Source organism: Pseudodesulfovibrio sp. JC047 (assembly GCF_010468615.1).
Lineage (GTDB): Bacteria > Desulfobacterota > Desulfovibrionia > Desulfovibrionales > Desulfovibrionaceae > Pseudodesulfovibrio.
Window position 1 is genome coordinate 58,273 of the sequence record NZ_WUEH01000005.1, and the last position, 12,991, is coordinate 71,263.

The following is a 12,991-nucleotide window of genomic DNA, read 5'->3' on the forward strand; positions in this document are numbered from 1 at the left end:
GCTATTTGCCGGGGATGATGTTAACGGCGGCATACACCGAGGGCAGTGCCCATACCGTAATGAAGTAGAAGAGGACACCCATGGCGACTCCGGCCCCCAGACCCGCGCCAAAGCGTGGCGTCCAGCGGACATCGTTGATGGCGGCCTGGTGCGCTTCGTGGTCCGCATCGATTTCTTCAGCGGTTTTTTGGACCATCTTCCACCCCGGCCAGTTATCCATGAACCAGTGGTGGACCAGCCAGATGTTGACCAGCCAGATCATCGGAATCATGGGGAACTGCTGCGGATGCGAGAAGCCCTTCTGGGTACCGAGGAACATGTGGGATGTCTTGTAATAGACAATGTAGAGCGCAATGGCACCGATCAAGGTGACCACGGTCCGGATAAGGACATTGACCGGCATGGAGTATTTCTTGGGCCAGTTGTTACAGTAGAAGGTTACGAACAGGGCCGGGACCAGGAAGAAGATAGCCATTTCACCGACATGTAGCCACCGCCAGTCAGGGGCGAATGCACGGCGGGTTCCTCTGATCGCTTCGCCCCAGGTCAGTTCCTGTGCAAAGTAGAGGAAAAAGTGCATGGCCAGGGCGATGCCGATGATGCCGAAGAAACAGGCAAAACGGCGCGCCCAGTCGTTCTTGATGAGATTGAAGGGATAGCGTTCCCAGATGGTTTCCACCAGCCAGACAACCACGGTACAACACATGATCCACGAGATGTGGAAGTTGCCGGAAACCGTGTCCGCAAACTGTTCCCAGTACGGTGGTGCAATGGAGGTGAAGTACTGCCACGGATGATACAGGATTCCCATGTGTGGATGCATGGTGACGAAGTAGACCACCATGGACAGGAAAAACGTCAGCATGAGGATGGAGAATCCCTTGGCCGGTTGTTTCAGTTTTTGCCATGGAGCCTCTTCAAAGGCCACGACCCATGCCGGGGAAAGCCAGCTTGCAATGGCCGCGAACATGAGAATGGCCAGCGCCGAATATTCGATCGCGAAAAAGCTGGTGACGCCCGGAAGTTTTTCGAGCTGTTCTGGGTTGAAGTATGCCAGTCCGTAATTGCCGAGCAGCCCTTCAAAGAATCCTTTGATGAGCGTGATCAGAATGACGGCTGAAATTGTTGTCAGGATCGCCCCCTTGAGAAGGGGATGTGTGTTTTCTAGCCATTTTCGTTTGAAGGGCCAGTAGTTGAAGATGTAAACCATCCAGATCATCATGATCAGCCACCAGCGACAATACATGTAGCCCACATAAGGGGTGTACATGCGCATGACGCCGCGCGGGTCCTGGAATATCCACCATGAGAGATAGAAGATTCCGAGCGTCAACACCAAACTGACGAGCGCGGGGATCGGTCCCGACCATCGCTTGACGAGTTTGCGTTCTTCCAAGTAGCCTTCACCAAACCGTTCCATTCGAGCCTCCTCTTGAGGGGGATTCCGAGACATGGGCCCCACCCCATTGTCCCGGGTGTTCGGTTACCCCCCGGATTCCTTCGGACCGTATGCTTCTGTCATGGCGTCATGGACTGCCAGCAACAGAGCGTCGCGGTCCGGAGAGTCCGGGTCCAACCCTAGTCGTTCTGCTTCCAGAGCAAGCAGTTCCGGAGGGAAATCTCCGGCAATGGAATTCAGCGCCATCGTTGAACGCGGTGCGTCGGCGTGCGCTGGGTGTCCATTCCCCTGAGTCTCGGCAGCTCCATGCGGCCTTTTCGGGAGACTCCCCTTGAAAAGTTGTCTACGTGTCAGGTGTGCCATAGGGTGTCCTTTTGGTCCTGCTCCGCTTTTTCTCGCAGTGAACGGTAGACCAGGTCGGTCATGGGGACCTGTTCCCGTTCTTCGAGGATGTTGCACATTCTGAGGAAATAATTGGCGGTGATGGACCTGGCCCAGTCCCCATCTCGGGCTTGGAGCGCGTGCAACAATTTGATGTGATCCGCGAAAATGGCTTCGCGTTCCTCGCGTCGCAGCGTAAAAAAAATGTCGTAGGTCGCCATGTCCGTGGAGCAGACCTGTTCGACCGTGCGGACGAGGAAATCATTACCTGTGCCCACGGCCACGAGCCGGAAAAATGTCAGGCTTTCATTCCAGACACGTTCAGCCGATTTTTGAAAGATGGACCGGGATATATTGACACTGCATTGCTTGAGTTCTTCGAGATGGCGTGCGCCGATGTGGTGGGCCGCATGTTCTGCCACGATGGGCAGGAGCATGAAGGCCGCTTCCAATTGATCGGCCATGGCCTTTTCCGGGCTGAGATTGAGTTCGAGCGGATTGTCGTGGGCCGGGGAAATGCCGATGCGGAGATAGCACCCGCTGCCGGGGCGGATGGAAACCAGGCCTCTGGCTTCGAGCGCGTGCAAAATGCTTCGGAGGGTATTTCGACTGATGTTCAGTCGTTTGACCAGCTCCCGTTCAGGAGGAAGCCGTTCACCCGCCTTGATTTTCATGTCCTGAATGATTTGTCCGAGTTCCTTGAGAGCCAACTCTTTCTTTTTCATGAGACACCGACCGCCTTTGCGCTTTTTGTGCGCCTATTGGAGTTACCAATTAGCTGTGTTCACATCGTGTCGCCAACAAAAATGTATAAATTTGCTAAAAAAGAACCAATTTGGTGATATATTTAATCCAATATGCGAATTGGTAGAACCAATCAACCTGAATCGATAAAATCAGGGAAGGTTGTGTGGTGAGGCCACAAATGATCCGATCGGGGCGATCAGGCAGGTCCTTTTGTGAAGACGGTATCAGAGGGGGGAACTCCGAATACGGAGTTTGAGTGGTGGATTATTGTTGCCGTTTGGCCGCGATGGCATTGTTGAGTGGCGTGAGGATGGAATCAAAGGCCTTGGCGTCGAAATCCACAAAACGGTTGGGTTCTGTGGAACAGAGAATCAACACGGTTTTGAGGATGTCTTTTTCGTAATAGGGCTTGGCGTAATAGGAACGGATGCCGCGCGGGATGAACAAGGCCCAATCAATGGGTTTGATACTGTCGAGCGTGTCGTCAACCACGAGATGGTCGATCTTGAATCGGGCGATATCTTCGGCAATGGTGCCTTTGTATGAGAATTTTTCGCCGGGAGTCATGTCTGCCAGCGGTGCGCCCACGCCGGTGACGATGACGGTTTTTCGTCGGGTCTGAATGTCGGACAACATGACGGCGTTGCACCGTTTGGCGATTTCAGGCAGTTCAAGCACGCGGCACAGCATGTCGGAAATGTCTGCTGCTTCGTCGAAGATGGCTTGGGTGTTGTTCAATTGTTTTTCAGAAGATGAGGAGTCCCCCATACAGATCGGAAGTGCCGAGATGCGAATCAGGGCACTTTGTTTCCAGGGAACCCACTGGAGTTCCACCTTGGCCTTGAGCGGTTCACCCTGTGTGGTGTGCAGGTGGAGGGTGCCGTTCCATGGGCGGTTTGGCAGATCCGGCACAATGGATTCGATGAGTTCATCATTTGCCTTGGGAGAGATTTCCGTAAAATGGGGGAGCAGGCCATTCATGGCGCGAGGCAGGGCAAAGAGTTCCCGGGCTGCGGCATTGGCCTGTTTGATCCTCATGGATTGGTGGTTCATCAGAATGATCGGGGTCGGGACGTGGTCAATACGGAGTCGGGATTCGGCATCGGTTTTTTGAATATCTCGGATGACGTCAACGGTATCGCCAACATCCAGTAAATAGCCGTAATAGTAGCGGGGATCGGATGAATTGACGGCCCCGGTGAGTTTGAGCCACATGATACCGTCGGCCGGAGTATGAACCCGGAAGACCGTGGCCGTGGTTCGGCCTTCCCGGACAGCCTCGAAAAAGGCGTCCAGCAGATGCGCGTCCTCGGGGAGGAGCATCTGTTTGCGAAACGCGACGTTTTTCAGGAAAAGTCGGGCACTGTCACCAAGCGGGTGCAAGGGATAGTCGTTAAAGAATTCAATGCGGGATCGGGCTATTTCAATGCGCCAGAGCAGGGCCGGGAAGTCGTTCACAAAACTGCTGAGGTCCTGAATGGGAATAGCGTGTTGCTGAGGTGCTGGATCGCGTTTCATGGTGTCTCCTGTTACCTTTCAACGAATTACTGCAATTTGGTGAACGGGTCAACGGGAGGGACAGAGACTCGTGATGAAGTTGCACCGTCGTTTGTGCCATGTTGGTCGATTTGTTGCTTTTATTTAGGTGGATGTGTGAAAATATGACAGAGTTCATTTACTGTCAGCCCTTCGAGGCTGGAACATTCAAAATCGGCTGTGTGTAATTGTTGGCCCGGTGAATTGGGATTATTGAAACCGAGACTGCGCATTCCAGCACGTCTGGCAGCCAGAATGCCGTTGGTCGAATCTTCGATGACCAGACAGTCCTTTGGGGGAACTTTTAACTTTTTCGCCGCAAGCAGGAAGATGTCCGGGGCGGGTTTGGCCTGCGGTACATCGTTACCACCCACGATTGTCGTGATGACAGTGTGCAGTCCGATGGCTTTGAGTGTCGCTTCGATAACGTCCGTGGTGTTGGACGAGGCCAGAGCAAAGGGGATGTCGTGCATTGTCAGATCGTTGAGCAGGGTGGGAATCCCTGATATGGGCCGTAATCCCGATGAAGCCGCGAGAAAGGTCTTGTAGTGCGCCATTTTTTCATCAGACAAGGCCTGTGGAGCGTCTGGCAGATGGTGTTTTTCTTTCATCAACCGCCATTGCGTCACACTGGATGTGCCGATGAGGTGGCGATATTCTTCCGGTGGGCAGACAAAACCGAGTTCCGCTGCGTATTCGATGAAGATGCGTTCGTGAATGGGCTCCGAATCAAAGATGACACCGTCCATGTCAAAGAGAACCGCCCCTGGATATTTCATGTTCATCGCTGTCACCGTCTCCGTCTGTGTATAAAATGTTCATTCATGATTGTTTGTTGGCCGTCAAATGTCAAAAGCGATATGATGATTCCCTGAAAGATTCATTGAGTGCGTCAGGGAATTTTTTTCACCGCTGTGGGGGTATCAAACTTGCATTGCCTTGCGCTTACGGTATATTAGCGTCAATCAATTGAATGTCTGTGGTGGGATGATGCTGGAGTATATGGTTCGATCTAATTATTTGCACGAGGTGCAGCGCACTTTCGGAGGCACGGTCCATTGGGATGTCATGGGGTTTTTATCCCAGATATTCCTGGTGGTTGTGCCTATGGTGTTGGTTATTGTCCTTTGGCATTATCGGCAGATATTCACTTTTCGAATTATCCGATTTTTTGTTCGGCTTTTTTGTGCCCGGCGAAGAGCACTTGTTGAAAAATATCTGGTAGAGCGGGGAGTGTTGGTCGAAGTCTCCCTGTATTCTAATGATGGCATCGGCAAACGGTTGTGCAGCGCCCGTATTGCAAAAGTGGTTGACGGGGAAATGCATTTGCAATTGATCGAAACCAGCCCGATGGTCGCGAGGTTGAAGAGTGCGCGGGTTATTTGTTTGATGAAACCTTTTGCGTATTCCGGTCAGCGAATCAATGCCTTTGTGACGTTTATCAGTCATATGAAACGCCGGGGTATTGTCTTGAAGGAACTTTCGCTCTCCACTCCGATTCGGTACAAGCACATTATTCGAAGACGTCATGTTCGGCAGCGGTTTTCCCGGGAAGAGGCTGTTCGGGTCAAGGCCTGGAGTGGGAGCAGGAAGAAGAACTTTTGGAGGGCACGGCCTGACTTGCAGACCGTGAATAATCCCGCACAGTATGGCAAAGGGATGCGTTTGGCCGTAGAAAATATTTCTGCGGGGGGCATCCGTTTGTACGTGATACATCCACAAGGGACATTGCCCCCTTTGCAAAAAGGGAATCAACTTGTCCTGCGGGTGAGTATTTGGAATCCTAAAAGCAAAAAATACACGTATTTTACCGCACTGGGGACAATACGCAGTCGTTTTTCAGGAAAGGGAAACGCTATAGGGCTAGGAATTCAGTTCACATCCGAAGCCGAACAGGTTGGGAAAAAATATATTTGGAACGCTGTGGATGGCGGCGTCAACTCTCTAGAGAAGTTCCTTTCTCAATTTCAGGATACTCCGTAAAAGCTGACGAATTCGGGACTATTTCGAACAGTCCGGACACAGTCCATAGAGATACATTTTATGTCTGAGCAGGGTAAACCCATGCTTGGCGGCAAGTTCCTCTTGGCGCTGCTCAATGACCTCGTCGAGGATTTCGATATTTTTCCCGCACTTTTCACAAATCAGATGATCGTGATGATCTTTGCCATAGCACGGCTCATAACGCGTGACACCATCGGCGAAGTCGAGCGGTTCAACCAGCCCAGAATCACTGAGGAGCTTGAGCGTCCTATAGACCGTTGCCTGACCAACTGAGCTGTCTCTTTTTTTGACTTTTGCGTATAACTCCTCGGAAGATAAATGGTTATCGTGTTTGAGGAGGGTGTCCAAAATGAGACGCCGCTGGGGAGTCATCTTGAGATTTTCATTTGCCAGATAGTCTGCAAAAACATCTTGCGGGGTTTTCATACCATATCCCGTCGGTTTGTTTGAATTTCGATACAATCTCTCAATACGGGAACCCATAAGGGGTGTCAAACGGTCCTCATATTTTTTTTGGTCTATCGCCGGACGATATTTGATAAGGATGGCATTTTCAGCCTTGACATTCAATGGCTTGCTTTCTACAACCGCATTTCTGCAACGGTGTTGTCACACACTATCTTTTTTTTGCGGAGAGGTGGCAGAGCTCGGTTTAATGCGCTGGTCTTGAAAACCAGAGACGGGGTAACTCGTCCGGAGGTTCGAATCCTCTCCTCTCCGCCATGACAAAGTTCAACGACGTTCAAGGTCATTTAAAACCCCCTTTATTTAAAGGGGGTTTTTGCCTTTGTCGTTTAAGTCTGTTCAGATTGGTTTGCCTCTCTAACATTCGTTTGACCAGGTGAGATGAGATGGGCAGAAAGGGAAGAAGTAGACCTAAAAAAATGTATGGCTCATCCCAAAGGGAAAGATGAAGATGCGTCAACAGCATATTGTTTCATTGTCTAAATAAGCCATTATTGTTTTGATGGACTTGAGGCCGTTGACTGGTGCTGGAAGGTTTTTGTTCCCAAATATGCGCACATGCGAAAGACCCATGTCTAATAATATTGTGAATGGGGCTATAAGGTGTCTGGGGTATTCGAACGAAGAAATGACTGGGCATGGGGTTAGGTCTATGGCTTCAACAAATTTGAATGAGAATGGATGGTATCCCAACCAATAATTTCCCGTTAAATTTGAAAGAATGTGAGTAGATTTTAATAAAAATAGTCCATGAAGTTAGTTTAAGCAACTGAAACAGCGGGTTAAGAAATATATGGGCTAGTTATTTGGTACAGCCCCATTTAAATTGCATAGAGGTAATATTCAAATGAGTAAGAATTGGACACAGACAGAACTGTTACACGAAACAGTTAAGAACAAGAATATAATTATTAAAGGAAAACATTCTTATTATTCGGGTGCTTGGGATAATGGGTTTGAAAAATCATGTGTTCGTTACTTACATGGCGACGAGCATACCAAAGGACGAACCCCGCCTTGGAATGTCGATAAGTTATATGTAGGTGATTACGTTTGTATCGCTGCTGAAACAGTTATTATAATGGGTGGCAACTCTACGCACCGTATGGACTGGTTTAGTTTATATCCGTATATGGATCACATTATGGAAGCATACGAAAGCAAAGGCGACACAATTTTAAATGATGGTTGCTGGTTGGGTATGCGTTCTATGATTATGGCTGGCGTTGAGATTGGCGAGGGTGCTGTTGTTGCATCTGGCTCAATCGTAACTAAAGACGTTCCACCATACGCGGTAGTAGGCGGAAATCCTGCAAAAGTAATTAAGTACCGTTTCGACGAGGACACAATTAAACGCTTATTAGCATTGAGCATTTATGATTGGGCCCCGGAAAAGTTCGAAGCAATGAAAGATTATTTTTGTTCTATGGATATGGACGCATTAGAGCAAGCAACGAAAGCATTCGATCGGGGATGTAATTAGAAATAAAAAAAAAGTATTTTCGTGATTTTTTTATGGCAAGGAAAAATAAAAATTTGGGAGCAAAGAGGAGTGTGGTACAAGAAGTTGTACAAATGCTAAAATATTACTCTGTATACATCTAAAATAAAACGATTTTATTATTCTATGTGAAGACCTCCCCTTTTCTCCATATTTTAGTCCGACGAAATTCTCGGACATCCAGAAAGCCCCTAAAAATAGGGGCTTACGTTATGGTTTTTAGTAAAAACGGGCATTGGTTATGATATAGCCTGTGTGGTCTTGTATAGCTTGATTGTTGCATTGGAATAGAGTGGAAAGGACCATGCCGTTTTTCTGTCATTTGTCCCGTCTGTTTGACCGTCAGTGAAGCCCGCTGCAGAACCTTCGCATACGGGTGGAATCGGGCTGGCTCCATCGGTTTTTCCCCTTTTGCGGTTATAGAGCTTACAGTGCGCAGTTTTGATGGAGTTTTTGCAGGACGAGCGCACCCGCTCCCCGGGCGTAATTTTCTTCACGCCATGGCCGGAAGACAAGGTGTGGCATGGTGCCGAATACCTCTGAATTGCACGCTGCCATGGCATGGGAGAGCGGGGTGAAAAGCATTTTTTCGGCCAGATCGTTTTTCCCGGTAATGAGGATGGTTTCCGGGTTCAGGATACGGGTCAGGTCGGTGAGGCGTTGGCCGAGAATAGTTCCGGCTCGATCAAAGATATCGATGAGCACCTGTTCGCCGTTTTGCGCTGCCCGGATGACGGTTTCCAGAGTGAGGGGCGTTGATTTTGGGTGCCATGCCCCGTGTTTGGCCGCTTCTCTCGCTTCTTCAAGTATGGCGTGAGGTGAGGCCTCCGCTTCCAAACAGCCTTTCATACCGCATCGGCATACGGATTCACGACAGTTGCCTCTGACGTGTCCGAATTCTCCGGCAATGCCCTGCCATCCTCGAACGAGTGTCCCATTGACGTACAATCCAAGGCCGATGCCGTGTTCGAGGGTGGTCACAAAAAAGTTCTCAATGCCCTGAGCCGCGCCAAACCAGTGTTCGAAAATGGCCAGTGTATTGGAGCTGTTTTCAATGAATGTCTGGAATCCGGTCCGTTTTTCCACCAAATCCTTGAATGGGACATTTGACCAGTCAAAGCCTTTGTTGAAGCCGGGGTGAAAGTGAATCATGCCTTTGTCGGAATTGACCAGTCCGGGGATGCCGAGGCCGAGACCGGAGATGTCGTCGGGTATGAAACCGAATCGGGTACAACAGGTCTTAACGGCTTCGGCTACCAAGTCAGCGATTCGTGCGGGGGTGGTCGCAGTCTCGTCCAAGAGGGTCGCGTGTGACCCGAGGACGTGCGCTTCGAGGTTGATGACGACAACACTAATCTTTCGAGCGGCTATATATGCTCCCACAACAAAGGTCCCATCCGGATTGAGTGAAAGGTGGAAGGGGGGACGACCTGTGTGGTTGCCCGGCGCGGATTTTTCGAGAAGCAGGTTCTCTTGCAGCAGGGCAGCCGTAATGTCTGTGACAGTGGATTGTCCCAACCCTGTTTGGCGTGCAATTTCCTTGCGGGTGATGTTTCCCTGCACTCTGATTGTCCGGAGGACGTTGTCCCGGTTGATGGCGCGCATGAGTTCCTTGTTGGCCACCGTCATTTTTTGCTCCTTGAATTTGTGCATGATCTATACTGGCAAGGAGTAGTTTTGACAATAAAGGATACGAATCATGGATATATAGTTTGAAGGAGGTCGGTGATTCGGCCTTTTTTCATGGGATGGATCGTCAAGCTAATTCATAGAGTGTCGATATAAAATACGAAGAATGCGTATATTGAATTTTTTGACAGGTAAGGATGTCCATGGTTAATTCTGTGGATTCGTTATTGCCCCTCGCTGCGTTGGATGTTTCTGGTCGTAAAAACAAGAATGATCGAATTTTAACCGTACCTTCAGAACCGTCCGGGAGTGTTGGATCTCCTCGGTTTGTCCACGGATGAATACATTGGAGAGGCTCAGTCTTCCGCGTAGGGGTTGTCCATCCCCGCGTCATCATGGCCTGATTTTGCTTGAGACGATGAATTCCGAGGGTCTCTACTTCTTCCAGGCTGTTCCATCTGAACCGAATACATGAATTTTTTCAATTCTGGCGGTCAGATGGATGTGATCCCCTGTTGTCGCGCCACTCGTTCCCGGAGTGCTGGCGATGATCGCGGTTCCATCAGAAAGTGTACAGTAGAGATAGCTGACATCCCCCAGACGTTCGACCACGTCCACTTCAGCCCGGAGAAGGCTTTTTTCGGGTGATGAGAGGATGAGGTGTTCGGGTCTGATGCCGACAGTGACTGCGTTTTTTTCGGTTCCCGGATTGGGATGGGTGATCGAAATGTGCCTGTTGCCCGAAAATTCGATGGTAACCGTCTTTTCCCTGACTGATTTCACGATTCCATTGAGAAAATTCATTTTGGGTGAGCCGATGAATCCCGCCACGAATCGATTGGCCGGAGCGTTGTATAACTCCAATGGTGCGCCGACCTGTTCCACGCGTCCATCGTGAAGTACCACGATTTTGTCGGCCAGTGTCATGGCTTCCACCTGATCGTGTGTCACATAAATGATGGTCGCTTCAAGTTTCTTGTGGAGTTTGGCGATTTCGATTCGGGTCTGGACTCTGAGTGCGGCGTCAAGGTTGGAGAGCGGTTCGTCAAACAGAAAGACTTTGGGCTTGCGGACAATGGCGCGGCCAATTGCCACTCGTTGTCGCTGCCCGCCAGAAAGTTCGGCTGGGCGGCGGTTCAGGTATTTGGTCAGTTGGAGCGTCTCGGCAGCCTGTCGGACTCGGCGGTCGATTTCCTGTTTGTCATGTTTCTTGAGTTTCAGCCCGAAAGACATGTTCTTGTAGACGGTCATGTGCGGGTAGAGGGCGTATGACTGAAAGACCATGGCAATGCCTCGTTCCCGGGGCTGTACGTCGTTGACCGTGGTGTTATCAATGGAGATTTTTCCTGCGGAGACCTTTTCCAGCCCGGCAATGACTCTGAGCAGCGTGGATTTCCCACAGCCGGACGGGCCGACAAAAACCACGAACTCTCCGTCTTTGACGTCCATGTTCACATCATGAAGCACTTTGACTTTGCCGAATGATTTATCGATATTTTTCAATTGAATGTCTGACATGTTTTCCCTTTATTTGACGGCACCGGCGGTAATGCCGCGGATCAGATGCCTGGACAGCACGATGTAGATTATCAGGATCGGGACGATGGCCAATGTCAATGACGCGAGTACCGCGTTCCAGTCCGTGACGTATTGACCGATGAATTGCTGGACACCGAGGGTGATGGTCTGGGTCTTTTCGCTCGGTGCAAGAATCAGGGGAAACCACAGGTCATTCCACACCGGAACCAGGGTGAAGACACCGACTGTGGCGATGGCGGGCCGGGTGAGCGGCAGAATGACCTTGAAGAAAATGGTGCATTCACTGACCCCATCGCAACGTGCGGCCTCTTTCAAGTCCTTGGGAATCTGTTGCATGAATTCCGAAAGAATAAAGATGGCGAGCGGGATGCTCTGGGCGATGTATACCAGGACCAAGGCGGTCAGGGTATTCGCCAGATGCATGTCCACGATGAGCTGGAGCAGACTGACCGATCCCAGCCGAATGGGAATCATGATCCCGATGGCCAGATAGAGACCGAGCCACTTGTTGCCTTTGAATTCATATTCGGACAAGGCCCAGGCGGCCATGGCCCCGAGCAGGAGCACCAGCACGAGCGTTGCGACCGTGACAATGATGGAATTCATGAAATATATTTCAAAGTCGGAACGAACCAGCACCTTGATGAATCCCTTGAGACTGAAGGTCTCGACGCCCGGCAGGCTCATGGGGCTTCGAAAGATGGCCTTGCGCGATTTGAACGAGTTGATAATCGTCAGAAAAATGGGCCAGAGTGCGATCAGGGTATAGGTGAGCAGGACCAGATGAATGCCGAATGTGCTGACGGCTTTTTTGGGGGATTGCATGGAGACCTCCTACAGGGCGTACCGGCGCAGTTTTCGTTGCAGGATGAAAATATAGAGCAGAACGCCGATGAGGATGACCATGAACATCATGGTGGCGACAGTGGCCCCCATGGTGGGGTTTCCAAGTTGGAGTTGGAATCCGAAGAAGGTTCGGTAGAACAGCGTCCCCATGATGTCGGTTGAGAAATTGGGTCCGGCCAAGGCCCCTTTGACCGCGTAAATGAGATCGAATGCGTTGAAGTTGGCTACAAAGGTCAGGATGGAAACCATGGCGATGGTGGGCATGATGAGTGGGAGCTTGATGTGCCAGAAAATCTCCCAGTGGTTGGCCCCGTCAATGATGGCCCCTTCTACCAGATCATGCGGAATATTCAACATGGCCGCATAGATGAGCATCATGGGAATACCCACGAATTGCCAGACAGAGATGAGGGAGAGGGTGACGAGTGCCGTGCCTTCCTGCCCGAGCCAGGGCTGGAACCAGTCTGTGAGTCCGATAAGGCTGAGCAATGTCTCACTCACGCCCCAAAGCGGGCTGAGAATGAGTTGCCAGATAAAACCGATGATGACCACGGAGAGCATGGTCGGGATGAAAATGAGTGTGCGGTAGGTGGTTCGTCCTGTCAGTTTCGGTAGGCTGAGCAAGGCGGCCAGCATGATGCCAATGGGGTTTTGGACAAGCATGTGGACGCAAAAGAATTTGAAGTTGTTCAGGAGGGCGTTCCAGAACGCCGAGGACCAGGCCGGGTCCGTGATGAGTGCCACATAATTGGCCCACCCCGTGAAGAAAAGCGCACCGCTTTCATCGGTTGTGTACAGACTTAATCGGATTGAATCGAGCAGGGGATAGATCATGAACACGGTGTAGATGATCGTGGCCGGGGCCAGAAATAGGACAATGTGATATGGAAAACGGGCGAACCGACCGCCAGATGCGCTCATTTGAATCCCTCGTGAAAAAGGTG

12 protein-coding genes and 1 tRNA gene are annotated in these 12,991 nt (G+C 50.5%); 3 read left to right on the top strand and 10 right to left on the bottom strand.

Translation table 11 applies throughout. From position 1 onward, the window contains the following. Position 1: 1 nt before the first annotated feature. From GO013_RS04490 to GO013_RS04510, 5 genes are all read right to left on the bottom strand, one after another. Positions 2–1,420 (bottom strand): hypothetical protein, encoded by a 1,419-nt coding sequence (locus GO013_RS04490; protein WP_163808862.1) that lies wholly within the window; start codon positions 1,418–1,420, stop codon positions 2–4. 63 nt (positions 1,421–1,483) lie between these two features. Continuing rightward, positions 1,484–1,762, bottom strand: a complete 279-nt coding sequence (locus GO013_RS04495) for a hypothetical protein (RefSeq protein WP_163808863.1) — start codon at positions 1,760–1,762, stop codon at positions 1,484–1,486. Further along, complete coding sequence (locus GO013_RS04500) at positions 1,750–2,505, bottom strand: GntR family transcriptional regulator (protein ID WP_163808864.1); 756 nt, start codon at positions 2,503–2,505, stop codon at positions 1,750–1,752. The genes GO013_RS04495 and GO013_RS04500 overlap by 13 nt, the downstream gene beginning before the upstream one ends. Before the next feature lie 286 nt (positions 2,506–2,791). Next, positions 2,792–4,045, bottom strand: coding sequence for a hypothetical protein (locus GO013_RS04505; RefSeq protein ID WP_163808865.1), 1,254 nt, complete (start codon positions 4,043–4,045; stop codon positions 2,792–2,794). A 119-nt stretch (positions 4,046–4,164) separates the two neighbouring features. Beyond that, positions 4,165–4,848, bottom strand: a complete 684-nt coding sequence (locus tag GO013_RS04510; protein ID WP_163808866.1) for an HAD family phosphatase — start codon at positions 4,846–4,848, stop codon at positions 4,165–4,167. A 217-nt stretch (positions 4,849–5,065) separates the two neighbouring features. On the opposite strand from GO013_RS04510, the gene GO013_RS04515 reads away from it, so the two are divergent. Then, positions 5,066–6,046, top strand: coding sequence for a hypothetical protein (locus GO013_RS04515; protein ID WP_239057742.1), 981 nt, complete (start codon positions 5,066–5,068; stop codon positions 6,044–6,046). Between the two features lie 18 nt (positions 6,047–6,064). Here GO013_RS04515 and GO013_RS04520 read toward each other — a convergent pair whose 3' ends face one another. Next, positions 6,065–6,493 (bottom strand): Fur family transcriptional regulator, encoded by a 429-nt coding sequence (locus GO013_RS04520; RefSeq protein WP_163808868.1) that lies wholly within the window; start codon positions 6,491–6,493, stop codon positions 6,065–6,067. A gap of 205 nt (positions 6,494–6,698) precedes the next feature. Here GO013_RS04520 and GO013_RS04525 point away from each other — a divergent pair. Next, positions 6,699–6,790, top strand: a tRNA-Ser gene (locus GO013_RS04525). Between the two features lie 589 nt (positions 6,791–7,379). Beyond that, positions 7,380–8,015 carry a CatB-related O-acetyltransferase gene (locus tag GO013_RS17365; protein WP_163808869.1) on the top strand — a complete coding sequence of 212 codons (636 nt, stop codon included), beginning with the start codon at positions 7,380–7,382 and terminating at the stop codon, positions 8,013–8,015. Positions 8,016–8,459: 444 nt separating this feature from the next. On the opposite strand, the gene GO013_RS04535 is transcribed toward GO013_RS17365, so the two are convergent. The 4 genes from GO013_RS04535 to GO013_RS04550 all read right to left on the bottom strand — a co-directional run bounded on the left by GO013_RS04535 (position 8,460) and on the right by GO013_RS04550 (position 12,968). Further along, a complete protein-coding gene (locus GO013_RS04535; protein ID WP_163808870.1) occupies positions 8,460–9,686 on the bottom strand; it encodes an ROK family transcriptional regulator in 1,227 nt (408 codons plus the stop codon). A 411-nt stretch (positions 9,687–10,097) separates the two neighbouring features. Further along, positions 10,098–11,180 carry a sn-glycerol-3-phosphate ABC transporter ATP-binding protein UgpC gene (ugpC, locus tag GO013_RS04540; protein ID WP_163808871.1) on the bottom strand — a complete coding sequence of 361 codons (1,083 nt, stop codon included), beginning with the start codon at positions 11,178–11,180 and terminating at the stop codon, positions 10,098–10,100. A gap of 9 nt (positions 11,181–11,189) precedes the next feature. Then, positions 11,190–12,026 (bottom strand): carbohydrate ABC transporter permease, encoded by an 837-nt coding sequence (locus GO013_RS04545; protein WP_163808872.1) that lies wholly within the window; start codon positions 12,024–12,026, stop codon positions 11,190–11,192. Positions 12,027–12,035: 9 nt separating this feature from the next. Continuing rightward, on the bottom strand, positions 12,036–12,968 hold the full coding sequence (locus tag GO013_RS04550) for a sugar ABC transporter permease (protein WP_163808873.1): 933 nt from the start codon (positions 12,966–12,968) through the stop codon (positions 12,036–12,038). Positions 12,969–12,991 lie beyond the last annotated feature (23 nt).

What these genes read in the sequence shown, in the direction of transcription:
- GO013_RS04535 (WP_163808870.1), bottom strand. Translation starts at nt 9,686, where the DNA reads ATGCACAAATTCAAGGAGCAAAAAATGACGGTGGCCAACAAGGAACTC.
- GO013_RS17365 (WP_163808869.1), top strand. Translation starts at nt 7,380, where the DNA reads ATGAGTAAGAATTGGACACAGACAGAACTGTTACACGAAACAGTTAAG.
- GO013_RS04545 (WP_163808872.1), bottom strand. Translation starts at nt 12,026, where the DNA reads ATGCAATCCCCCAAAAAAGCCGTCAGCACATTCGGCATTCATCTGGTC.
- GO013_RS04520 (WP_163808868.1), bottom strand. Translation starts at nt 6,493, where the DNA reads ATGAAAACCCCGCAAGATGTTTTTGCAGACTATCTGGCAAATGAAAAT.
- GO013_RS04500 (WP_163808864.1), bottom strand. Translation starts at nt 2,505, where the DNA reads ATGAAAAAGAAAGAGTTGGCTCTCAAGGAACTCGGACAAATCATTCAG.
- GO013_RS04505 (WP_163808865.1), bottom strand. Translation starts at nt 4,045, where the DNA reads ATGAAACGCGATCCAGCACCTCAGCAACACGCTATTCCCATTCAGGAC.
- GO013_RS04495 (WP_163808863.1), bottom strand. Translation starts at nt 1,762, where the DNA reads ATGGCACACCTGACACGTAGACAACTTTTCAAGGGGAGTCTCCCGAAA.
- ugpC (WP_163808871.1), bottom strand. Translation starts at nt 11,180, where the DNA reads ATGTCAGACATTCAATTGAAAAATATCGATAAATCATTCGGCAAAGTC.
- GO013_RS04510 (WP_163808866.1), bottom strand. Translation starts at nt 4,848, where the DNA reads ATGAACATGAAATATCCAGGGGCGGTTCTCTTTGACATGGACGGTGTC.
- GO013_RS04490 (WP_163808862.1), bottom strand. Translation starts at nt 1,420, where the DNA reads ATGGAACGGTTTGGTGAAGGCTACTTGGAAGAACGCAAACTCGTCAAG.
- GO013_RS04550 (WP_163808873.1), bottom strand. Translation starts at nt 12,968, where the DNA reads ATGAGCGCATCTGGCGGTCGGTTCGCCCGTTTTCCATATCACATTGTC.
- GO013_RS04515 (WP_239057742.1), top strand. Translation starts at nt 5,066, where the DNA reads ATGGTTCGATCTAATTATTTGCACGAGGTGCAGCGCACTTTCGGAGGC.